The sequence below is a fragment of the Stenotrophomonas bentonitica genome, from assembly GCF_013185915.1.
GTDB lineage: Bacteria > Pseudomonadota > Gammaproteobacteria > Xanthomonadales > Xanthomonadaceae > Stenotrophomonas > Stenotrophomonas bentonitica.
This window is the reverse complement of sequence record NZ_JAAZUH010000001.1, coordinates 1,540,595-1,563,701: the sequence shown is the minus strand read 5'-3', so window position 1 is coordinate 1,563,701 and position 23,107 is coordinate 1,540,595. Positions and strand designations below refer to the sequence as shown.

The 23,107-nt window shown below is 67.6% G+C and carries 19 protein-coding genes; 11 read left to right on the top strand and 8 right to left on the bottom strand.

The window, feature by feature from the left end; all coding sequences use genetic code 11:
• Positions 1 to 62: 62 nt before the first annotated feature.
• Positions 63 to 1,022 carry a cysteine synthase A gene (gene cysK / locus HGB51_RS06905; protein ID WP_070209035.1) on the bottom strand — a complete coding sequence of 320 codons (960 nt, stop codon included), beginning with the start codon at positions 1,020 to 1,022 and terminating at the stop codon, positions 63 to 65.
• A gap of 205 nt (positions 1,023 to 1,227) precedes the next feature.
• On the opposite strand from cysK, the gene HGB51_RS06900 reads away from it, so the two are divergent.
• From HGB51_RS06900 to HGB51_RS06855, 10 genes are all read left to right on the top strand, one after another.
• Positions 1,228 to 2,211, top strand: coding sequence for a LysR family transcriptional regulator (locus HGB51_RS06900; RefSeq protein WP_070209036.1), 984 nt, complete (start codon positions 1,228 to 1,230; stop codon positions 2,209 to 2,211).
• A 292-nt stretch (positions 2,212 to 2,503) separates the two neighbouring features.
• Positions 2,504 to 2,995, top strand: a complete 492-nt coding sequence (locus HGB51_RS06895; RefSeq protein WP_070209037.1) for a DUF2946 family protein — start codon at positions 2,504 to 2,506, stop codon at positions 2,993 to 2,995.
• Between the two features lie 73 nt (positions 2,996 to 3,068).
• The gene (locus HGB51_RS06890; RefSeq protein WP_070209038.1) at positions 3,069 to 5,135 is read left to right on the top strand and encodes a TonB-dependent copper receptor; all 2,067 of its coding nucleotides are present in this window, start codon (positions 3,069 to 3,071) and stop codon (positions 5,133 to 5,135) included.
• Between the two features lie 417 nt (positions 5,136 to 5,552).
• Positions 5,553 to 6,743 (top strand): efflux RND transporter periplasmic adaptor subunit, encoded by a 1,191-nt coding sequence (locus tag HGB51_RS06885; protein ID WP_084739080.1) that lies wholly within the window; start codon positions 5,553 to 5,555, stop codon positions 6,741 to 6,743.
• Entirely contained in the window at positions 6,740 to 9,865 is a 3,126-nt protein-coding gene (locus HGB51_RS06880) for an efflux RND transporter permease subunit (RefSeq protein ID WP_070209039.1), read from the top strand. Before HGB51_RS06885 ends, HGB51_RS06880 begins: the two co-directional genes overlap by 4 nt.
• Positions 9,858 to 10,397, top strand: a complete 540-nt coding sequence (locus tag HGB51_RS06875) for a GNAT family N-acetyltransferase (RefSeq protein ID WP_070209040.1) — start codon at positions 9,858 to 9,860, stop codon at positions 10,395 to 10,397. The genes HGB51_RS06880 and HGB51_RS06875 overlap by 8 nt, the downstream gene beginning before the upstream one ends.
• A gap of 119 nt (positions 10,398 to 10,516) precedes the next feature.
• On the top strand, positions 10,517 to 12,034 hold the full coding sequence (locus HGB51_RS06870) for an alanine/glycine:cation symporter family protein (RefSeq protein WP_070209041.1): 1,518 nt from the start codon (positions 10,517 to 10,519) through the stop codon (positions 12,032 to 12,034).
• Positions 12,027 to 12,860 (top strand): TrmH family RNA methyltransferase, encoded by an 834-nt coding sequence (locus tag HGB51_RS06865; protein WP_070209042.1) that lies wholly within the window; start codon positions 12,027 to 12,029, stop codon positions 12,858 to 12,860. Before HGB51_RS06870 ends, HGB51_RS06865 begins: the two co-directional genes overlap by 8 nt.
• 555 nt (positions 12,861 to 13,415) lie before the next feature.
• On the top strand, positions 13,416 to 14,411 hold the full coding sequence (locus HGB51_RS06860) for a hypothetical protein (RefSeq protein WP_070209043.1): 996 nt from the start codon (positions 13,416 to 13,418) through the stop codon (positions 14,409 to 14,411).
• Between the two features lie 34 nt (positions 14,412 to 14,445).
• Complete coding sequence (locus HGB51_RS06855) at positions 14,446 to 15,891, top strand: alanine/glycine:cation symporter family protein (RefSeq protein ID WP_171966820.1); 1,446 nt, start codon at positions 14,446 to 14,448, stop codon at positions 15,889 to 15,891.
• A 58-nt stretch (positions 15,892 to 15,949) separates the two neighbouring features.
• Here HGB51_RS06855 and HGB51_RS06850 read toward each other — a convergent pair whose 3' ends face one another.
• From HGB51_RS06850 to HGB51_RS06835, 4 genes are all read right to left on the bottom strand, one after another.
• On the bottom strand, positions 15,950 to 17,371 hold the full coding sequence (locus HGB51_RS06850) for a M28 family peptidase (RefSeq protein ID WP_171966767.1): 1,422 nt from the start codon (positions 17,369 to 17,371) through the stop codon (positions 15,950 to 15,952).
• Between the two features lie 197 nt (positions 17,372 to 17,568).
• On the bottom strand, positions 17,569 to 17,973 hold the full coding sequence (gene mscL, locus HGB51_RS06845; protein WP_070207475.1) for a large-conductance mechanosensitive channel protein MscL: 405 nt from the start codon (positions 17,971 to 17,973) through the stop codon (positions 17,569 to 17,571).
• A gap of 59 nt (positions 17,974 to 18,032) precedes the next feature.
• Positions 18,033 to 18,740, bottom strand: coding sequence for a fumarylacetoacetate hydrolase family protein (locus HGB51_RS06840; protein WP_070207476.1), 708 nt, complete (start codon positions 18,738 to 18,740; stop codon positions 18,033 to 18,035).
• A 79-nt stretch (positions 18,741 to 18,819) separates the two neighbouring features.
• Positions 18,820 to 19,095 (bottom strand): hypothetical protein, encoded by a 276-nt coding sequence (locus HGB51_RS06835; RefSeq protein WP_070207477.1) that lies wholly within the window; start codon positions 19,093 to 19,095, stop codon positions 18,820 to 18,822.
• 177 nt (positions 19,096 to 19,272) lie between these two features.
• Between HGB51_RS06835 and HGB51_RS06830 the strand changes: the two genes are divergently transcribed.
• Positions 19,273 to 19,620: a Rieske (2Fe-2S) protein gene (locus HGB51_RS06830; RefSeq protein ID WP_070207515.1), complete on the top strand. Its 348-nt coding sequence runs from the start codon at positions 19,273 to 19,275 to the stop codon at positions 19,618 to 19,620.
• Between the two features lie 80 nt (positions 19,621 to 19,700).
• Here the strand turns inward: HGB51_RS06830 and HGB51_RS06825 are convergent, their stop codons facing one another.
• From HGB51_RS06825 to HGB51_RS06815, 3 genes are read right to left on the bottom strand one after another with little or no spacing between them, the layout of a single operon-like run.
• Entirely contained in the window at positions 19,701 to 21,548 is a 1,848-nt protein-coding gene (locus HGB51_RS06825) for an SLC13 family permease (RefSeq protein WP_070207478.1), read from the bottom strand.
• A 27-nt stretch (positions 21,549 to 21,575) separates the two neighbouring features.
• The gene (trmB, locus tag HGB51_RS06820; protein ID WP_070207479.1) at positions 21,576 to 22,310 is read right to left on the bottom strand and encodes a tRNA (guanosine(46)-N7)-methyltransferase TrmB; all 735 of its coding nucleotides are present in this window, start codon (positions 22,308 to 22,310) and stop codon (positions 21,576 to 21,578) included.
• Positions 22,310 to 23,104 carry a thiazole synthase gene (locus HGB51_RS06815; RefSeq protein ID WP_070207480.1) on the bottom strand — a complete coding sequence of 265 codons (795 nt, stop codon included), beginning with the start codon at positions 23,102 to 23,104 and terminating at the stop codon, positions 22,310 to 22,312. The genes trmB and HGB51_RS06815 overlap by 1 nt, the downstream gene beginning before the upstream one ends.
• Positions 23,105 to 23,107 lie beyond the last annotated feature (3 nt).

Sequence of the window (23,107 nt, the reverse complement as noted above, 5' to 3'; positions counted from 1 at the left end):
TGCGTCATCATCGTCTCAGGCCATGCGACCCGGCGTGTCGCATTCAGCAAGGAATGCCCGATTCAGGGCAGGCCGGCCAGCCACTCGTCGTCCGAGCCCTCGTTGATGTCGGCGAACAGCGGCGTGGAGAAGTAACGCTCGCCGGTGTCGGGCAGCATCGCCAGCAGCACGCTGCCCGGCGCGGCCTTGGCCGCCACGTCCAGCGCGCTGGCCACGGTGGCGCCGGCCGAGATGCCCACGAAGATCCCTTCTTCGGCCGCCAGCCGGCGTGAGGTCTCGATTGCGCGCGCGTCGTCGATGCTCAGCAGCTCGTCGAACACCCCGCGGTTGAGCACGTCCGGCACGAAGTCCGGGGTCCAGCCCTGGATCTTGTGCGGCTTCCATTCGGCACCGCCAAGCAGCGCCGCGCCTTCCGGCTCCGTGGCGATGATGCGGGTCTCGGGACGGGCCACTTTGAGGACCTCACCGACGCCGGTGAGGGTGCCGCCGGTGCCCCAGCCGGTCACGAAGTAATCCAGCTGCTTGCCGGCGAAATCGCGCAGGATCTCGGCGGCGGTGGTGTTGCGGTGGTAGGCCGGGTTGGCGGGATTGGTGAACTGGCTGGCCAGGAACCAGCCATGCTCCTGGGCCAGCTCGGCCGCGCGCCGCACCATGCCCGAGCCGCGCTCGGCGGCGGGAGTCAGGATCACCTTGGCGCCGTAGGCGCGCATCAGCTTGCGGCGCTCGATGGAGAAGGTCTCCACCATGGTCGCCACGAACTTGTAGCCGCGTGCGGCCGCAACCATGGCCAGAGCGACGCCGGTGTTGCCGGAGGTCGCCTCAATGATGGTGTCGCCGGGCTTGAGCACCCCGCGCGCTTCGGCGTCCAGGATGATCGCCAGCGCCAGGCGGTCCTTCACCGAACCGCCGGGATTGAACGATTCGACCTTGGCGTACAGGGTCACGTGGTCGGGGGCAATGCGGTTGAGGCGGACAACCGGGGTGTTGCCGATGGTGTCCAGGATCGAGTTGTACAGGGCCATGGGAACGCTCCGCAGGAGGGTGGCAGGAAGGGCGCAGGCGGCATTCGCGCACGGCGCGCCACCGGGTCTCCGCCAGACCGTAGCGCCCGCATATGACCACGCGAAATCACCTGATTACCTTCTTAAACAACGTTTGGTTATAAGCTGGTGACGGCAACTGCCTTACAGTCGGCCTGACCCCTTCCTTCCTGCCGTGCGCACGCCCATGACGCTGACCCAACTCCGTTACCTGGTCGCCATTGCCGACGCCGAGCTCAACATCACCCTGGCCGCGTCGCGCGTGCACGCCACCCAGCCGGGGCTGTCCAAGCAGCTCAAGCAGCTGGAAGATGAACTGGGCTTCCTGCTGTTCGTGCGCAAGGGCCGCAGCCTGGAGGCGGTGACCCCGGCCGGGGTCGAGGTGATCGGCCGCGCCCGCGCGGTGCTGGCGGAAGCCAACAACATCCGCACCTACGCCGCCAACCAGCGCCGCGAAAGCCAGGGCCAGCTGGTCCTGACCACCACCCACACCCAGGCGCGCTTCGTGCTGCCGCCGGCGGTGGCGCGCATCAAGCAGGCCTACCCGCAGGTCAGCGTGCACCTGCAGCAGGCCGCCGAAAGCGACGCGCTGGACCTGCTCAGCCAGGGCGACGCGGACATTGCCATCATCAGCACCGCCGGCGCCGAGCCCACCGCCGGCATCGCCATTCCGCTGTATCGCTGGCGGCGGCTGGTGCTGGTGCCGCGCGGGCACGCGCTGGACCGCCCGGGCGCGGCGCCGGACCTGCAGGCGCTGTCGACCCAGCCGCTGATCAGCTACGAATCCTCCACCCGCGGCAGCTCCTCGCTGCAGCGCGCCTTTGCCGCCTCCGGACTGACCCCGGACATCGCCCTGACCGCGCTGGACGCGGACCTGATCAAGACCTACGTGCGTACCGGCCTGGGCGTGGGACTGCTGGCGGAAATGGCAGTGAATGCGGGGGATGAAGACCTGCGTTCGTGGCCGGCCCCGGCGCCTATCGACGAATGCATCGCCTGGGCGGTGCTGCCGCGCGACCGCGTGCTGCGCGATTACGCGCTGGAGCTGGTGCATGTGCTGGCCCCGCAGATCGACACCCGGGATTTGAGGCGGGTGATTGATGGAAACCAGGAAGCGGATTGGCCGGTACCGCCGACGTGGGAGTCGTTGACGCAGACGATTACGGTTTGAGCCCGCTGGCGTAGCGCCGGGCTCTGCCCGGCGGCTCTTCGTTCGAGCGTTCATGAGATCGGATGGATGATTTCGGTTGGGTTGTACACCCGGATGCATGGCCACGACCGAATGCGTCCCGTGCTCCGGATCCTTGGGCCGCGCGGCGCGCGGTGTCCGACCGGGGTCGGACCCTACGAATTGCTACGGGCCCATTGGGATCCGGATAAACCAACCACCGCCCGGTTCGCTGCGACGGTTGGTCGCACGAAATACTGAGGCCCCCGCGAATGCCGGGCGCTATCATGGCGCCGTGAACCGCCGCCGCGCCCCTTACGCCGCCTTGCTCCAGCTCGCCTTCGTGGCGACGCTGTTGATGGCGTTGGCGCCGCTGGTCAGCCGCTGGCAGCAGGCGCAGGGCCCGCAGGTGATGCTGATGCCTGGCGGCATGGCGCACGTGATGGCCGCCGCGATTGTCGCTGAGGAGCCGGCGCCCGCGATGGATCATCACGCCATGGGCCACCACGACATGGCCATGCACGACATGTCGACGCACGACATGTCGGCACCGCGCGCTGCCTCCAACGATCCTGCGCCCAGCCCGTCTATCGACCCCCATGCCGGGCATGGCGAGGCCTGCGAATACTGCATGATGGCCTCGCGGCTGATGCCGTGGCTGGCCGTGCTGTTCGTGTTGCTGCACGCGCTGCAGCTGTCTGCCCCGGCGGTGCCCCGCACCGTCGCCACCCCGCGCAGCCTGCGCTGGCCTGCCCACGCCGCGCGTGGCCCCCCGCTCTACGCCTGAAACCGCCCTCGTTTTTCCTGCCGCGCGACGCCTTGAAGGCGCCGTGCGCCTGTGCGTTTTCCGGAGTTCCAACATGATCCTTGTTTCCCGCAGCGCGGGCGCAGTGACGCGCCTGTCTGTTTCCCTGTCCCTGGCGCTGGCCGCGCTGCCCCTGCACGCCGCCGAGCGCGACGATGCCCGCACCCTCGACACGATGGTGGTCACCGCCAGCGCGCCGTCCTCGCCGCTGCACTGGGTCACCGACCCGCGCCTGCCGCGCCAGCCGGTCCCGGCCAGCGACGGTGCCGACTACCTCAAGACCGTGCCCGGCTTCGCCGCCATCCGCAACGGTGGCACCAACGGCGACCCGGTACTGCGCGGCATGTTCGGTTCGCGCCTGAACATCGTCAGCAACGAAGGCAACCTGATCGGCGCCTGTCCCTCGCGCATGGACAACCCGCTGTCCTACATCGCACCGGAAACCTTCGACCGCCTCACCATCATCAAGGGCCCGCAGAGCGTGCGCTGGGGCGCAGGTGCCTCGGCCGGCACCGTGCGATTCGAACGCGACACCCCGCGCTTCGACGCGCCCGGCATCGACCTCGACGCCAGCGCGCTGGTCGGCTCGCGCAACCGCAACGACCAGGTGCTCGACCTCACCGCCGGCGCATCGCAGGGCTACGTGCGGGTCAACGGCAACCGCTCCGAAGCCGACGACTACAAGGACGGCAACGGCGACGTGGTCCCCTCCAAGTGGCGCAAGTGGAACAGCGACGTCGCCGTCGGCTGGACCCCGGACGCCGACACCGTGCTGGAACTCTCCGCCGGAACCGGCGACGCCATGGCGCGCTACGCCGGTCGCGGCATGGACGGCGCCGCCTTCAAGCGCACCAGCTACGCCGCGCGCTTCGAGCGCGACAACCTGCCGGGTGCGTGGGACAAGCTGCAGGCCAACGTCTACTACAACGACGCCGACCACGTCATGGACAACTACACCCTGCGCGACCCGAACCCGGACAGCAGCATGCCGATGCCGATGGCCTCGAACGTGGATCGCCGCACCACCGGCGGCCGCATCGCCTCCGAATGGCGCTGGCAGGACATCGCCATCGTTGCAGGTATCGACACGCTGGACAGCCGCCACCGCAGCCGCAACGGCATGGGCCGCAACACCTACAAGCTGACGCCCTGGTCCACCGACGCCCGCCAGCAGAACCGCGGCGTGTTCACCGAAATCACCCTGGGCGAAGGCACCCGGCAGCGCTGGGTAGGTGGCCTGCGCATCGACCGCGCCGAGGTCACCGACGAACGCGCTACCAGCGGCATGGGCATGATGCCGATGCCCAACCCCACCGCCGGCCAGACCCGCCGCGAAAACCTGGGCAGCGGCTTCCTGCGATTCGAGCGTGATGTCAGCAGCGCGCTCACCACGTATGCCGGCCTCGGCCACAGCGAGCGCATGCCCGACTACTGGGAGCTGTTCTCCCCGGACATGGGACCGACCGGCAGCATCAACGCCTTCAGCGCCGTGCAGCCTGAAAAGACCACCCAGCTCGACATCGGCCTGCAGTACCGCGACGCGCGCATGAATGCCTGGGTGTCCGCCTACGCCGGGCGCATCCAGGACTACATCCTGTTCACCTACCGCGACGGCGGCATGATGGGCAGCACCACCCAGGCCAGCAACGTCGACGCACGCATCGCCGGCGCCGAAGCCGGTGCCGAATTCGCGCTCGGCCAGGGCTGGAAGCTCGGCGGCACCCTGGCCTACGCCTGGGGCGAAAACCGCAGCGACGGCGCCCCGCTGCCGCAGATGCCGCCCCTGGAAGCGCGCCTGAGCGGCGGCTGGGAAGGCCAGCGCTGGAGCGCCGGTGCACTGCTGCGCGCGGTCGCCCACCAGCACCGCGTGGCGGAAGGCGAGGGCAACGTCGTCGCCCGCGACCTCGGCCCCAGCGCCGGCTTCGCCACGTTCGCATTGAATGCAGCCTACCGCTTCAACGACGCGCTCAAACTCAGCGCCGGAATCGACAACCTATTCGACCGCGCTTACAGCGAGCACCTCAACCTGGCCGGCAGCGCCGATTTCGGCTTCCCGGCAGACCCGGTACGCATCAATGAACCGGGCCGCACGCTGTGGATGAAGGTGAACTACACCTACTGACAGCGATCAACGGCGGTGCACCACGGACGGTGCACCGCTAACGATGAGGGGGCACTGCTTTGGTAGGGTCGCTTCCCAAACGACCGCACGGGAAGGTGATCGGCACGGTGACGCATGGCCCCGGACCGCAGAGGCGCTTTTTCGCTCGGGGGTCATGCGTTACCGTGCCGATTGGCCCTATCGGCAGTCGTTTGGGAACCGACTCTACCGGGCTGGCATCCCTTCCGGTCCACGGCTCTGTTCCGACGCAATCCGACACTCGCTGACACACGCCGTTACACACCGGAAAACCCCCAGCACGAAAGGGGTTGCGCATGTCACCCACCGATGTGAAGGGTCCGGTAAACGCTTGGCACATATACCCGACAGGCCCGGTGGCTACACTTGCCGGTCAAGAAAGATCAAGGGTTGTTTTTCATGTCGGGACGCAACATCGCGCGCATCGTAGCTGGCCTCGGCCTGGTCATCCTGGCCGGGTGTGGCGGCGGCAAAGGCGAGAACGCCCGCCGGCAGGCCGAAGTCGTCCCCGTGACCACCCAGGTCGTCCAGACCTCCGCCTGGAGCGACACCCTCCAGGCGCTCGGTACCGCCAAGGCCCGCGAATCGGTGACCGTCACCGCCAAGGTCAGCGAAATCATCGAAGCCGTCCATTTTGAAAGCGGCCAGCAGGTCTCCGCCGGCACCCCCCTGGTCACCCTGCGTGGCCAGGCCCAGGAAGCCGCACTGGTCCAGGCCCAGGCCACCTTTGCCGAAGCCGACCAGCTCTACAAGCGCCAGCGCGAGCTCGCCGCCCAGCAGCTCGTCGCCAGCGCCACCCTCGACACCCAGCGCGCCATCCGCGACGCCGCCGAAGCCCGCGTCCGCGAAATGCAGTCCGACATCGGCGACCGCCGCGTCCGTGCACCGTTCGCCGGCGTGCTCGGCATCCGCCAGGTCAGCGAAGGCTCGCTGGTCACCCCCACCACCGTCATCGCCACCCTCGACGACATCGAACGCATGCACGTCGACTTCCAGGTCCCCGAAGCCGAACTCGCTTCGCTGGCCAAGGGCGACAAGGTCAGCGCAACCAGCGTTGCCTACCCGGGCCGCACCTTCGAAGGCGAAGTGGCCACCATCGACACCCGCGTCGACCCCGGCACCCGCGCCGTCACCGTCCGCGCCGACTTCATCAACAGCGACCACGCCCTGCGTCCCGGCATGCTGCTCGACGTGCGCATGTTCCGTCCCGAACGCCAGGCCCTGGTCATTCCCGAAATCGCCGTCGTCCAGGTCGGTCGCGACTCCTTTGTCTACCGCGTCAAGCCCGACCACGTCGTCGAACGCGTCGACGTCGTCAGCGGCGCGCGCCGCTCCGGCGTCGTCGAAATCCGCGAAGGCCTCAAGGCCGGCGAGCGTATCGTCGTCGACGGCACCGGCAAGCTGCGTCCCGGCCTGAAGGTCGAAGACAGCGCCGCACCTGCGCCAGGCAACGCACCGGCAGCCGCGCCTGCGGACGCTCCGGCATCGGCACCGGCTGAAAAGGCCACCGACCCGGCACCGGCCGGCACCGTCCGCAGCCCGGTCAGCGCCACCGCCGCACCGGCGGCCAGCACGGGCACCGCCGGATGAAACTCTCCAACATCTCCATCCAGCGGCCGGTGTTCGCCGTGGTGATGAGCCTGCTGCTGGTGGTGCTCGGCATCATGTCGTTCACCCGCCTGACCCTGCGCGAACTGCCCGCCATCGACCCGCCGATCGTCTCGGTCTCGGTCGACTACACCGGCGCCTCCGCCGCCGTCATCGAAAGCCGCATCACCCAGGTGCTCGAAGATGCCCTGGCCGGCATCGAAGGCATCGACACCATCAACGCGCGCAGCTCCAACGGGCGCTCGCAGGTCAGCATCGAGTTCACCTCCAACCGCGACATCGAAGCCGCCGCCAACGACGTCCGCGACGCCGTCAGCCGCGTCGCCGACCGCATGCCCGAAGAGGCACGCCCGCCGGAAATCGCCAAGGTCGAGAGCGACGCCGACCCGATCATCTGGTTCAACATGACCAGCTCCAGCATGAACACGCTGGAGCTGAGCGACTACGCCGACCGCTACGTGGTCGACCGCTTCTCCAGCCTCGACGGCGTCGCCCAGGTCCGCATCGGTGGCCGCCAGCGCTACGCCATGCGCATCTGGCTCGACCGCGACCAGCTCGCCGCGCGCGGCCTCACCGTCGGCGACGTCGAAACCGCGCTGCGCAACGAGAACGTCGAACTGCCGGCCGGCCGCATCGAATCGGCCGACCGCGACTTCACCCTGCGCGTCGAGCGCAATTACGTGAAGCCCGAAGACTTCGCCACCATCCCGCTCGGCAAGGGCAGCGACGGCTACGTCGTGCGCATGGGCGACGTGGCCAAGATCGAACTCGCCTCGTCCGAGCGCCGCGCCTATTACCGCAGCAACGGCGAACCCGGCATCGGCCTGGGCATCGTCAAGACCTCCACCGCCAACTCGCTGGACGTGGCCCGCACCGCGCGCGCCGAAGCCGAGCGGGTAGGGCAGACCCTGCCCGAAGGCACCCACATCTTCGTCGCCTTTGACAACACCACCTTCATCGAAGCCGCCGTCGACCGCGTCTACGCCACCCTGGTGGAAGCGATGCTGCTGGTGCTGGTGGTGATCTGGCTGTTCCTCGGCAGTTTCCGCGCCGCGCTGATTCCCGCCGTGACCGTCCCGGTCTGCCTGGTCGCCGCCTTCATCGCGCTGTACGCCTTCGGCTTCTCGATCAACCTGCTCACCCTGCTGGCGCTGGTGCTGTGTATCGGCCTGGTGGTCGACGACGCCATCGTCGTGGTCGAAAACGTCCAACGGCGCATCGACCTCGGCGAACCCCCGCTGGTCGCCTCCAAGCGCGGTACCGCGCAGGTGGCCTTCGCGGTCATCGCCACCACCGCCGTATTGGTCGCCGTGTTCCTGCCGGTAGGCTTCCTGGAAGGCAACACCGGGCGCCTGTTCCGCGAACTGGCGGTCGCGCTGGCATCTGCCGTGGCGCTGTCGGCGTTCGTCTCGCTGACCCTCACCCCGATGATGGCCTCCAAGCTGCTCAAGCCGCACACCGGCCAGGCGCCCAAGGGCCTGCACGGACTGATCAACCGCAACCTGGACCGCGTCTCGGCTTCCTACGGTCGCGTGCTCGACGCCCACGTCGGCAAGATCTGGGTCTATGTCGCGGTGATGGTGCTGTCGCTGGCTGCCAGCGCGCTGCTGCTCAAGGTGCTGCCCTCCGAACTGGCCCCGGCCGAAGACCGAGGCTCGTTCCAGATCATGATCGACGGCCCGGAGGGCGCCGGCTACGACTACACCGTCGGCCAGGTGCAGGAAGTGGAAAAGATCGTGGCCGGGTTCGTCGGCGACGACAAACCCATCGTGCGCGCCAACCCGCGCGTGCCCGGCGGCTTCGGTGCCAGCGAAGAAATGCACACCGGCCGCATCAGCGTGTTCCTGCAGCCGTGGCGCGAACGCACCACCGACACCCCGGAAGTCGCCGCCGAACTGCAGAAGAGCCTGGACGGCATCCGTGGCGTGCGCGTGCGCACCCAGGTCGGTGGCGGCCTGGTCCGCAGTGGCGGCCAGCCGTTCCAGATCGTGCTGGGCGGTCCCGAGTACGCCGAGATCGCGCAGTGGCGCGACCGCATGCTTGCGCGCATGGCCGACAACCCGGGCCTGGTCGGTCCTGATTCGGACTATAAGGAAACCCGCCCGCAGATGCGCGTGAACATCGACCGCCAGCGTGCGGCCGACCTCGGCGTCTCGGTCACCGCGATTGGTTCGGCGTTGGAAACCATGATGGGTTCCCGCCGCGTCACCACCTTCGTCGACAACGGCGAAGAGTACGACGTGCTGGTCCAGGCCGGTCGCGAAGGCCGCGCCAGCCCGGACGACCTCGCCGCCATCCGCGTGCGCGCCAGCAGTGGCGAACTGGTGCCGCTGTCCAACCTGGTCACGCTCAGCGAAGTGGCCGAAGCGGGCAACCTCAACCGCTTCAACCGCCTGCGCTCGATCACCATCAGCGCCGGCCTGGCCCCGGGCTACCCGCTCGGCGAAGCCATAGCCTGGGCCCAGCAGACCGCCCGCGAAGAGCTGCCGCAGCACGCGCAGATCGACTGGAAGGGCGAATCCCGCGAATACCAGAACGCCGGCAGCGCGGTGCTGCTGACCTTCGCGATGGCGCTGCTGGTGGTGTACCTGGTGCTGGCGGCGCAGTTCGAAAGCTTCATCCACCCGCTGGTGATCATGCTCACCGTGCCGCTGGGCGTGCTCGGCGCATTGCTCGGCCTGTACGTGAGCGGGGGCACCATCAACCTGTTCAGTCAGATCGGCATCGTCATGCTGGTCGGTCTCGCCGCGAAGAACGGCATCCTGATCGTCGAGTTCGCCAACCAGCTGCGCGACGAAGGCCGCGACGTGCACCGCGCCATCGTCGAGTCGTGCATGGTGCGCCTGCGCCCGATCCTGATGACCTCCATCGCCACCGTGGTCGGCGCGATCCCGCTGGTGGTCGCCGGCGGCCCCGGTTCGGCCAGCCGCGGCACCATCGGCATCGTGGTGATCTTCGGCGTCACCGTCTCCACCTTCCTCTCGCTGTTCGTCGTCCCGGCGTTCTACGCGCTGCTCGCTCCGTACACCCGTTCGCCGGAAGCGGTGGCGCGTGAGCTGGAGCAGCAGGAATCGGAAACCCCATCTGTAGGCGGCCATGCCTGACCACGCGCCGCAGCTGCACGGTCCCGGCTTCGTCCTGCGCCCCTGGCGCAGCGACGATCTGGACGCGCTGCTGCGGCACGCCAACGACGAAGCGGTCTCGCGCGGCCTGCGCGACCGCTTCCCGTTCCCGTACACCCGCGAGGACGGCGAAGCCTTCCTGGGCGGCCGCATCCTCACCCCGGGCACCCTCAACCTGGCCATCGAGATCGACGGCGCCGCCTGCGGCAGCATCGGCGCGCAGCCGGGCGTGGCCGAGCGCGCGCATACCGCCGAGCTCGGCTACTGGCTGGGCCAGGCGTACTGGGGGCAGGGCTGGATGAGCCGGGTGGTGGCCCTGTTCGCGCCGTGGGTGATGGACGAGCTGCGCCTGTTCAGGCTGCAGGCCGAAGTGCTGGATTTCAACGAGGGCTCGGCCCGGGTGCTCCTGGCCAACGGGTTCAGGGAAGAGGGCACCGCCCGCGCGGCGGTGTTCAAGCGGGGCCAGCTGCATGACCTGCGGCGGTTTGCGTTGGTGCGCGACCGGCTGCCGTAGCGCCGGGCTCTGCCCGGCCGCCCTGCGCCCCTATCGGCCCGGGCCTCGATCATGGAGAATCGACCGGTCCCTTCCAGCCGACGGGACGTCCTTCATTTTCCGCCGACTGGAGAGAGCGCGTGGAATCAGTGGTTGAGTTCATCAATGGCATCATCTGGAGCAAGGCGCTGATTTTCCTGTGCCTGGCTGCAGGCCTGTTCTTCAGTGTGCGCACGCGCTTCATGCAGCTGCGCGGCTTCTTCGAAATGTGCCGGCTCACCGTGCAGGGCGAAAAGTCAGACGCCGGTGTGTCCTCGTTCCAGGCCCTGGCCATGTCCATGGCCGGCCGCATGGGTATCGGCAACATCGCCGGCGTGGCCACCGCCATCGCCTTCGGCGGTCCCGGTGCCATCTTCTGGATGTGGGTGATGGGCTTCCTCGGTGCCTCCACCTCGTACGTGGAATGCACCCTGGCGCAGATCTACAAGACCAAGGACGCCGAAGGGCGCTACCGTGGCGGCCCGGCGTATTACATCGAAAAGGCCATGGGCCTGAAGTGGTACGCGCTCGCTTTCGCCATGGCCACGATCGTTGCCGCCGGGTTCCTGATGCCCGGCGTGCAGGCCAATGCCATCGCCGACAGCATCATCAACGCCTGCCGTGGCGGCGCCCTGTGCGGACCGCTGGACGGCCAGTTCATGGGCATGGAGTCGGTGCAGGCCCTCAAGCTCGGCATCGGCATCGTGGTCGCCCTGCTGCTGGGCGTGGTGATCTTCGGCGGCGTCAAGCGCATCGCCAACTTCGCTGAAGTCGTGGTGCCGTTCATGGCCGCCGGCTTCATCCTGATGGCCATCGTCATCATGATCCTCAATTACGACCGCGTGCCGGACATGTTCCGCACCGTGTTCAGCAGCGCCTTCGGTGCGCACGCTGCGTTCGGCGCCATGATGGGCCTGGCGGTGGAGTGGGGCGTCAAGCGCGGCATCTACGCCAACGAAGCCGGCCAGGGTACCGGCCCGCATGCGGCGGCCGCCTCGGAAGTTTCGCACCCGGCCAAGCAGGGTTACGTGCAGGCTTTCGCCATCTACTTCGACACCATGATGGTGTGCACCGCTACCGCGTTCCTGATCCTGGCCGCCGGCACCTACAACGTGTACTCGCCGGTGCCCGGTGCCGAACCGGTGTTTGCCGGCCTGGCCGGCGTGGCCGAAGGTGCGGGCTACGCACAGGCCGCGGTGGAAACCGTGCTGCCGGGCTGGGGCTCGGGCTTCGTGGCGATCGCGATCTTCTTCTTCGCCTTCACCACCATCATGGCCTATTACTACATGGCCGAAACGAACCTCAGCTACATCAACCACAACCGCAAGCGCCCGCTGACCGTGCTGGCGCTGCGCCTGGGCATCATCGGCATGGTGATCTTCGGCGCCTTCCACAACGCCAAGATGGCGTGGGCGCTCGGTGACATCGGCGTCGGCCTGATGGCCTGGTTGAACATCGTCGCGATCCTGATCGTGCAGAAGCCGGCGCTGATCGCATTGCGCGATTACGAGCGCCAGAAGAAGCTCGGCCTCGACCCGACCTTCGACCCCGATGCCCTGGGCATCAAGAACGCCGATTTCTGGCGTCAACGCAAGCTGGAGCCGTCCCGTAGTGAATGATCCCTGGAAGAACGCCCGCCGTCCGTCGTCGCGACCGCCGCGGGCCACCCCGCTGCCGCCGCGCGAAGGCGGCACCCCGCCACCGCCGGGGCGCGGCAATGACGAGCTGCGCCTGTACGGCTGGAACGCCGTGCAGGCCCTGTTCGAACGTCGGCCGCAGGCACTGCGCAAGCTGTACCTGGCCGAAGCGCTGATCCCGCGCCTGCAGCCGCTGCTGAAGTGGTGCGTGGCCAACCGCGTGGGTTACCGCGTGGTGGAGGAGGGCGACCTCAACAAGCTCGCCGCCACCACCCACCATGAAGGCGTGGTCGCCGACGTGCTGCGCGCGCCGATGCTGTCGCTGGCCGAGTGGATGGCTGATCTTCCCAGCGGCAAGCCGGTGCTGGCGCTGTGGCTGGACGGCGTGGGCAACCCGCACAACTTCGGCGCGATCCTGCGTTCGGCCGCGCACTTCGGCGTGGCCGGCCTGCTGCTGCCGCCCGATTCCACGCTGGCGCTGTCCGGCGCGGCAGCACGCGTGGCCGAAGGCGGTGCCGAAGCGGTGCCGTTGGTGCGCCTGCCCGCGTTGCCACAGGCGATGGACGAACTGCGCGCGGGCGGCTTTGGCCTGGCAGCCACGCTCGTGGAAGGTGGCGACAACCTGTTCAAGGCCACCCTGCCGGAGCGGCTGGTGTACGTGATGGGCGCCGAAGGCGAGGGCATGGACCGCGCGTTGGCGCAGACCTGCGACATGCAGGTCTCCATCCCGGGCAGCGGTGCGGTGGAAAGTCTGAACGTTGCGTCGGCAACGGCGGTGTTGTTGTCGCACTGGTATGCGCAACGGTAATTCGGGGTAACGCAATCGCGCGCTGCCCCACGCGATGTGATCGACTTCTCCAATGAAGTCGCGCTTACAACGGATTCGGATTTTTCGGATGGTGCGTAGCGTTCGCGCTGCGTCACAGTGAAGAGCGGCACTGCATTTGCGTAGGTGAGGAGAGACACCCACCCAGTGCGGCGCCGTTGTCCGGATCACGGTCTGTCCGTGGCGCTCACCGCGTGGGGTGTGACGAATCCCGGTAGCCCGGCCCTCTGGCCGGGCTTTTTTTTGCTGTCGCAATCGCGACAGCCGAATGCGACATCGCCGCTCTGGCCGTCGCGATTTCAACACCCCTTCAGCTGCGTCGCTTCGTGCCGCTTTCGATGGAAATTCTGTAGCGGTTCCGGCATGCCCGGCGGGCGCGAAAGAGCCGTTGGCGTGATGAACACTTTCGTGCGTGCGCTCGCGCACAGAACGCGATATTCGCGTGATTTACCGATTTTTCCGAGATTGCTTCCTGTGCAGATTGCCGGTGCGGCGGATAGGCCTGCCGCACCACCCCTGTCACCCCGGAGGCAATCCATGACGCTCTTCCCGCTGCGTGCCCTGCGCCCTGTTTCTTTCGCCCTGATCGCCGGCCTGTGCCTGCCCGCCGTTGCGTCCGCCAACGAGCGCACGCTGGACGGCGTCAACTTCATGGGCCCGCTGATCACCCCCAACCCGGCCGGCATGCCCAAGGGCCATGCGTTCGTCGAGCCGTACCTGATCCGGATCAACAGCGACAGCCACTTCGACGGCGACGGTCGCCGCCATGACAGCGATGGCCGCAGCAGCGCCTGGCTGACCGTGGTCCCGATCGCCTACGGCCTGGGCCAGCGCGTCACCGCGCAGGTCAACCTGAGCGCCTCGCGTGCCGAGACCGGCAGTGAACGCAGCCGTGGCTTCCGCGCCGGCGACACCACCGCCATGGTCCAGTACCTGCTGCAGGCGCCGAACGCCGACGGCACCCGCCCGGCCATTTCGGTGTCGCTGAGCCAGCGCTACGCCACCGGCAGCTACGACCGCATCGACGGCAACCCGCTCAACGCCCAGGGCGACGGCGTGCAGCGCACCACCTTCGGGCTGGGCATGCAGCAGGTGGTGTGGCTGCCCAACGGCCGTCCGCTGCGCTGGCGCGGCCAGCTCAGTGCCAGTCCCGCGCCGGCGCGCGTGGCGATCAACGACCACAGCGTGTACGGCACCCCCGAAGGCTTCCGCGGCAGCATCGCGCCCGGCTCGCTGATTGGTCTCTCCGCCGCCGGTGAGTACAGCTTCAATTCGAAGTGGGTCGGCGTGATGGAGTTCGCCGTCAGCCGCCAGAGCGACCGCCACCTGAGCGGCTACGCCGCCGACGCCGACGGCGCCATGCTGCGCATCGACGAGCGCCGTCCCGGCAGCCGCAACCTCACTCTGGCGCCGGCCGTGCAGTACCACTTCAGCCCCAGCGTCGGCCTGATCGCCGGTGTCGAGTTCACCGTGGCCGGCCGCAATACCGGCAGTTACATCAATCCGCAGATCGCGTTGGGCATGTTCTTCTGATGCGCGCGCTGCCAGGGAGTGAGCCATGTTCGATATGACCCTTGAAAAGACCGTGGCCCAGCTGCTGGGCATCGTCTGGAGTCCGGCGCTGGTCGGCCTGTGCCTGCTGGTCGGGTTGTACTTCAGCGTGCGCACCCGCTTCATCCAGCTGCGCGGCCTGCCGGAAATGCTCAAGCTCATGTTCCAGGGTCGCAGCTCGGCAGCGGGGGTGTCCTCGTTCCAGGCGCTGAGCCTGTCGCTGTCCAGCCGCGTCGGCGTCGGCAACATCGCCGGCGTCGCCATGGCGATTGCCTATGGCGGTCCCGGCGCGATCTTCTGGATGTGGATCGTGGCGTTCCTCGGCGCGTCCAGTGCGTTCGTGGAGTCCACGCTCGCGCAGATCTACAAGCAGCGCGACAGCAAGGGCATGTACCGTGGCGGGCCGGCGTACTACATCGAAAAAGGCCTGGGCAAACGCTGGTACGCGGTGCTGTTTGCGATCAGCACGGTGATCGGCTGCGGCATGCTGCTGCCGGGTACCCAGTCCAACGCCATCGTCAGCGCGCTGGATGAAGCCTGGGCGGTGCCCGGCTGGATCACCGCGGCCTGCATCGGCACCGTGGTGGCCATGGTGATCTTCGGTGGCGTGCGCCGCATCGCGCAGGTGGCACAGGTGATCGTGCCGTTCATGGCAGTGGGCTACCTGCTGGTGGCGGCGGTGGTGATGGCGCTGAACCTGGACGCGGTGCCGGAAATGTTCAGCATCATCCTGCGCAGCGCATTCGGCCAGGACGCCGCGTTCGGCGCCATGATCGGTACCGCCATCCAGTGGGGCGTGCGCCGTGGCGTGATGAGCAATGAAGCCGGCATGGGCAGCGGTGCGCATCCGGCCGCCGCCGCCGAAGTCTCGCACCCGGTCAAGCAGGGCCTGGTGCAGGCGTGCTCGGTGTACATCGACACCATGGTGGTGTGCAGCGCCACTGCGTTCCTGATCCTCTCCACCGGCGCGTACAACGTGTACGACCCGTCGCTGCCCTCGCAGTTGATGGTCGCCAACGTGCCCGGGCTGGAAGCGGGGCCGCGCTTCGTGCAGCAGGCGGTGGAATCGGCGTTGCCCGGCTTCGGCCGCTCGTTCATCGCGCTGGCGATCATCCCGTTCGCCTTCACCACCATCCTCGCGCTGTACTACACCGCTGAAACCAACGTGGTGTACATGGTGCGCAACCGGCACTCGCCGGTGGTGATGGCGTTGTTCCGCTGCGGCTTCATCGGCGCCATGCTGTATTCGGCGTTGAACACCGCCGAGGTGGCGTGGTCGCTGGGCGACATCGGCGTCGGCCTGATGACCTGGCTCAACGTGATCGCGTTGCTGCTGCTGCAGAAGCCGGCGTTTGCGGCGTTGCGCGACTACGAGGCCTCGCGCGGCAAGGGTCAGGATCCCGTCTTCCGTCCTGACCCGCGCACCGTGCCGAGCTGCACGGTATGGGTGGGCGCCCGGTAGAGCCGGGCTCTGCCCGGCTGCGCAGAGCGGATCGAAGATCCGCTCTGCGCCTTCACCCTCATTCGTTCGGCGGCGTGGTCGCTTTCGCTTCGCTGCCGAAGTTGCCATCAGCCTCAGCCGCCAGGTACGCAAACACCGTATACGCGGCCACGTTCTGCGCCAGCGCGGCCGGCTCGATCTTGTCCAGCGTATCGTCGGCGGTGTGGTGCAGGTTGAAGTAGTCGGTCCCGTCCTGCGCCAGCCACGCCCACGCGCCGCCCTTGGCCGCCAGTGGGCCGATATCCGGACCCGGGCCGCCCTTGTCGGCGTTGTACTCGATGCCCAGCGGCTTGAGCACTTCGGCGATCTGGCGGGTCGCCTCGCGCGAACCTTCCGGATTCGGCGAGCCGGTGTTGAACGCATAGATGCGGCCCGCACCGAAGTCGCTCTCGGCGGCCAGCTGGTGCAGCGCGATGTCCTTGGCGTGCGCTTCGGCGTACGCCTTACCGCCGTACAGGCCCTGTTCTTCGTTGGCGAACGCCACCACACGGATGCTGCGCTTCGGCGCCTGCTTGAGCTGGCCGATCAGGTGGCCGGCGGCCATGGTCAGGGCCACGCCCGCGCCATCATCGATCGCGCCGGTGCCCAGGTCCCACGAATCGAGGTGGCCGCCGATCACCACCACTTCCTTCGGCAGGCTGCGCCCGGTGATCTCGCCGATCACGTTGTACGACGTCGCGGTGCCGTCCCAGCCGCAATCCAGGCTGAGCTTCACCGTGGTCGGGCCCAGCGCGACCAGGCGCGCCAGCTGGTTGGCGTCCGGCACCGACAGGGCCGCCGACGGCACCGGGGTCAGGCCGTCATCGAAACGGGTGATGCCGGTATGCGGCACGCGGTGCGAGTCGGTACCTGCCGAGCGCATCACGAAGCCCACCGCACCCTTGCGGATCGCCTCGGACGGGCCCTTGCTGCGCACCGCGCCGCCGTTGCCGTAATCGCGGCCGTCGCGGTAGGCGGTCATCTGGTAATCGACGAACGCGATCTTGCCCTTCAGCGAACCTTCCGGCGCGGCCTGCAGCGCGGCCAGGTCGGCAAAGCGCACCACCTCGGCCTCGACCGTGCCGCCCGGGCTGCCGCCCAGTGCAGTGATCGAAAGCGGCTGCGCATGCTTGCCGGTCACCGAGGCATGTTCACTCCGGCGCTCCCACTTCGGGAAGGTCACTGGTTCTTTCCACACCTTGTCGAAGCCCAGTGCCTTGAACTTGGCTTCGGCCCAGGCCACGGCGCGGGCGTCGGCTTCGCTGCCGGCGATGCGCGGACCGATCTCGGTGGTCAGCGACTCCACCACCTTCCAGCCGGTGTCGTCCTTCAGGGCCTGCTCGCGCAGCTCGGCGGCGGTGGCCAGCGACTTCGGGGGCAGGGTGGTGGTGCCGGTCGCGGCGAACGCCGGGGCGGCCAGCAGGGCAAGGGAAGATGCGATGGCAAGAACGCGGCGACGCATGGGACGGACTCCGGGGCAACAGGGCGTAAGCCTTCGAGCTTAGCAGCCTGCCCGCCACGCACATGGGCGCAAGGTCATGGTTATAAGCACAGAACCCCGCCGAAGCGGGGTTCCGTAGTGCCGGCCGCTGGCCGGCTCTTCCGAATGTCCGAACACCGCCTGGAGCCGGCCAGCGGCCGGCACTACGGCGGGCCCGATCAATGCTTCAGGTTGTCGCGGATCTCGCGCAGCAGCAGGATCTCTTCCTTCGGCGCAGCCGGTTCAGCCTCCTTCTTGCGCGCGACCCGGTTGATCACCTTGATCAGCAGGAAGATCGCGAACGCCACGATCACGAACTGCACCAGCGTGTTGAGGAAATCGCCGTAGCCGATCACCACCGCCGGAATCTCGGTGCCATCGGCGGCCACCCGTGCCGGCGCCAGCGTCCACACCAGCTCCGAGAAATCCACCCGCCCGATCAACCAGCCCAGCGGCGGCATGATGATCTTGTCCACCAGTGCCGTCACGATCTTGCCGAACGCAGCACCGATGACCACACCGACCGCCAGGTCGATGACGTTGCCACGCATGGCAAATTCCTTGAACTCAGTCAGCATTCCCATCGGGTTCTCCTGTAGCGGGCGAAATCAAATGACGCTGCACCATAGCGCAGCGCATGTCGTCATCCGGCGATGATGCCGTGGCGTTCGGCCACGTTTTCAAGGCGCGCGCTGAAACGGTCGCCCGGCTTTAAGGCTGCAACGCCGGCCGGCGTGCCCATGAACACCAGGTCGCCCGCACGCAGCGCCCACAGCTTCGACAGCTCGTGCAGGATCTCCGGCACGTTCCAGATCATCTGGTCCAGCAGCGACTGCTGGCGCACTTCCCCGTTGATCTCCAGCGAAAGATTGAGCGCGGCCAGGTCGCCCACTTCCGCGGCCGGCACCAGTTCGCTCATCGGCGCGGAGTAGTCGAAGCCCTTGGCCGTGTCCCACGGATGGCCCTTGGCTTTCGCCGCCGCCTGCAGGTCGCGGCGGGTCAGGTCCAGGCCCACGCCGTAGCCGAACACCAGCGCCTGGGCCTGGTCCACCGGCAGCTCGCCGGCCGGCGCATCGCGGCCAATGGCCACCACCAGCTCCACCTCGTGGTGCAGGTCCTGGGTGGCGGGCGGGTAGGGGATGACATCGTCATGGCCGACCACGATCGCATCGGCCGGCTTGCTGAAGAACATCGGGCGGCCGCGATCATCCGCAGCGGGAACCGCAGCGCCCATTTCCTTGGCATGGTCGGCGAAGTTGCGGCCCACGCAGTACACGCGGCGCACCGGGAACGTACCGCCGCCCGCAACCGGAATGCGGGTAGGTTCGGGCGTAGGGATCACATCAGTCATGCGCGCATCCAGAAGCGGGGATACGCGCAGTGTAGTGCCGGCCGCCGGCCGGCAACAACGCCAAATCAGGGCGAAACCATCAACGCGACAACGGCAGTGCCTGCTTGCGCACCACGCGGTACTCGCCTTCCACCACCTGCGGGTCGGCCGCACGCGCGGCCTGCTTGCGGTTGGCCAGCAGCTTCCAGGCCACGCCGGCAATGATCATTGCCGCGCCCACGAACACACCCACGAACACCAATGCGGCGAGGATCGCCAGACCGAGCAGACCCACCGCAACGCGCACCAACGGATGGCGCGGCTTGCGCGGCGCAAACAGGGAGCGGAACTGGTTGAACTGGAAGCGGTTGTACATGGCGGTTCTTTGGCTGAAGTCAGCGAGGTGCCAGTATCCCGACACCGTTCTGTCATTGAGTGAAAAATACGTTAATCACGACACTGGTTCATTTGAAATCAACCACTTGTGTTCATCGCAGAGCCAGCCAGATGAGGGCGTGCGAGAATGACGCTCCCTGTGCTGGATCGCGTTGCCATGTCTGTTTCCGATGTTTCCACCACCCCGCTGATCGCGCTGGAACGTATTGAAGACGGGGGTTTTGCCGAGGTGGAAGGGTGCGTCGATGGCGACCATGAGTCGCTGGTGCTGTATCGCGACGGGGACGAGGTGCGTGGTTGGCTGAACATCTGCCCGCATGCCGGGCGTCGGTTGGACTGGGCGCCGGGGCAGTTCCTGAAGAGCAGGGAAGGTGCCTTGGTATGCGCGGCACACGGCGCGTCGTTCTCGTTGAGTGATGGCGAGTGTGTGGCTGGGCCCTGCAAGGGGGACCGGCTGCGCACGGTGGCAGTGCAGATAGTTGATGGGCAGGTGTATCTGGCGTAGCGAATGGTGGGGGACTGCCTGGGTCGGCCAGCGGCCGACGCTACCGGGAATGCATCCGTTCACACCGGGAATGCATCCGGTCAGAACATCAGGTTGATCATTACCACTACAACGGCGGTGTAGATCAGCGACAACGGCGCGCCTACCCGCCACAGTTCGCGCGGCGTGTAGTTGGCCGGGCCGGTGATCATTGAAATCACCGGGTTGGACTGGGTCATCAGGTTGTTCGACGCCGACAGCGCCACGATCAGTGCGAACGCGGTGGGGCTGCCGCCCGCCGCCAATGCCAGGTTCACTGCAATGGGCACCATCACGATGGTCGCGCCCACATGGCTGATCACCAGCGAGAACACCGTGGTCAGCAGCGCCAGCGCGATTTCCAGCACCCATACCGGAATGCCGGTAGGCAGGCGGTCGATGGTATGCCCGGCCACCCACGCCGCCGCGCCGCTGCTGTCCATCGCCCAGCCCAGCGGAATCAGCCCGGCCATCATGAACACGGTTTTCCAGTTGATCGAGGCATACGCCTCGTCCATGCGCAGCACCCCGGTCAGCAGCATGCCGGCCACGCCGGTCATCAGGGTCAGCGCCACCGGCAGCTTGGAGGTCAGCGCGATCAGGATGGTGATGGCGAAGATCGACATCGCGATCTTGAACTTGTGCGGGCGCTGCTCGCCCTTCGGGTAGTCGGTCACCACCACGAAGTCGCGGCTCTTGGCTGCCTGTGCCAGGTCGGTCCAGATGCTGTGGAACACCAGCATGTCGCCGGCGCGCAGCGGCACGTTGCGCACGTCCTCGCGGATCACCTGCTTGTCGCGGTTGATCGCCAGCAGGCTGATCCCGCGCTGCTTGCGCAGGCGCAGGTCCGAAGCGCTCTTGCCGATCACCTCGGAGGTGGGCGGCACCACCGCTTCGGAAATACCGGCGCGGCTCGGGTTGAACAGGTCGCCCAGGTGCTTCAGGCGCGAGGACATGCGCAGGAACTGGTTCTGCGCGAAATCGCTGACCTGCTGGCGGCTGCCCATCACCCCGAGCACGCTGCCCACCCAGATCCGCATCTCCGCCGGCGGTGCCAGGCGGGTGTCGTTGCCGGTTTTCAGCGCCAGCATCAGCGGCGCATCGTGTACCAGTTCGGCCTCGCCCAGGGTCATGCCCACCAGCGGACTTTCCGCGCTGACCACCAGCTCGAACACATCGCCCTCGATCCCGTAGGTCTTGGCGAAGTAGCTTTCGGTGCGCGCCGGGGTGACCCCGTCGTTGGCAAGGGTTTCCTCTTCCACCAGCTTGCGGTCGCCGAAGTAGCGGAAGTACAGCAGCGAAGCCGCCAGCAGCGCCAGGCCGATCGGCAGCGGCGCGAACATGCGCAGCGGCTCGATGGTGGCAAGGCCGGAGGGCAGGTTGTTGTTGGCCGAGGCCAGCAGATCGTTGAGCAGGATCAGCGGCGAGTTGCCGACCATGGTCAGCGCGCCGCCCATCACGATGGCGGCGGCAATCGGCAGCAGCAGCCGCTGCAGGGTCAGCCCGGTGCGCGCCACCAGCCGCGAGGCCACCGGCAGGTACAGCGCCATCACCGACGGGTTCTGCATGAACGACGAATTCAAGCCGGCAATCGCCGTGGTCATCATCAGCAGCCGCGTTTCCACCCCGTGCCCGCGTCGCAGCAGCCACGCCGCCAGCCGGTTCAGCGCCCCGGTGCGGTCCAGCCCGGCGCCGAGGATGGTGGTGGCGATGATGCTCATCACCGCGTTACCGCTGAAACCGCCGAAGATTTCCTCTGGCGCGATCAGGCCGGTCACGCCCAGCACCACCAGCACCACCAGCGCCACCACGTCGGCGCGGATGCGCTCGAACAGGAACATCGCCATCGTGAAGCCGACCAGCCCGAGAACGAGCTTCATGTCGGTGGTCAGCGTCAGCGTCGTTTCCATGGGGTGGTGCGATTCCTTGGGGTGGGATCAGGTACGGTCGTACAACAGGTCCCAGACGCCATGGCCAAGTTTCTGGCCGCGGGTCTCGAAGTGGGTCTGCGGCCGCCACTCCGGCCGCTCCACCTGGCCGCGCGGACCGGCGCGGTTGCTCAGCCCGGCGGTCGCGTCGAGCACGTCCCACATCTGCTCGGCATAGTCTTCCCAGTCGGTGGCGCAGTGCAGCCGGCCCCCGACGCGCAGCTTGCGCACCAGCAGCTCGGCGAACCCCGGCTGGATCAGGCGGCGCTTGTTGTGGCGCTTCTTGTGCCATGGGTCCGGGAAATAGATGCGCACTTCGTCCAGCGCGCCATCGGCGATTTCCTTTTCCAGCACTTCCACCGCGTCGTGGTGGAACAGGCGCACGTGGTCGGCGTTGTCCTCGGCCAGCGCGTTGAGCAGGCGGCCCACGCCCGGGGCGTGTACTTCCAGCCCGATGTAGTCGCGGCTCGGGTCCTGCTGCGCCGCAAAGCGCAGCGCGGCACCGTTGCCGAAGCCGATTTCCAGCACCTTGTGCGCATCGCGCCCGAAGGTGGCGTCCAGGTCGCGCGGCTGGCCGGTGTAGTCCAGCCCGAAGCGCGGCCAGGCATCGTCGAAGGCGCGCTGCTGGGCGGGGGTGAACCGACCCTGGCGCAGCACGAAACTGCGCACCTCGCGGCGGCCTTCGGTGGCGGTGAAGGGCTTGGGCGGCGCCTTGGCGCCGGCGCTGTCGAAGGGATTGGTCATCAGCCGATCAACCCGTCGACCGGCGAGGACGCGCTCGCATAGCGCTTGCGCGGAATGCGCCCGGCCAGGAACGCCTCGCGTCCGGCTTCAACCGCCTTGCGCATCGCGCTGGCCATCAGCACCGGGTTGCGTGCGCCGGCAATGGCGGTGTTCATCAGCACGCCGTCGCAGCCCAGCTCCATCGCGATCGCCGCGTCCGAGGCAGTGCCCACGCCCGCGTCGACGATGATCGGCACCTTCGCGCTTTCGATGATTTCCAGCAGGTTGTACTTGTTCTGGATGCCCAGGCCCGAACCGATCGGCGCGGCCAGCGGCATCACCGCCACGCAGCCGATCTCTTCCAGGCGCTTGGCCAGGATCGGGTCGTCGGAGGTATAGACCATAACCTCGAAGCCGTCCTTGACCAGCTGTTCGGCGGCCTTGAGGGTCTGCACCACGTCCGGGTAAAGCGTCTTCTGGTCGCCCAGCACTTCCAGCTTGGTCAGGTTGTGGCCGTCCAGCAGCTCGCGCGCCAGCCGGCAGGTACGCACCGCGTCTTCGGCGGTGTAGCAGCCGGCGGTGTTGGGCAGGATGGTGAAGCGGTCCGGCGGCAGCACGTCCAGCAGGTTCGGCTCGCCCGGGTTCTGCCCGATGTTGGTGCGGCGGATCGCCACGGTCACGATCTGGGCGCCGGCTGCGTCGGTGGCAGCGCGGGTTTCATCCAGGTCCTTGAACTTGCCGGTCCCGGTCAGCAGCCGGGATGCATAGGTCTTGCCGGCGATCACCAGCGAATCGGGGGAAGAATGAGCAGTCATGGA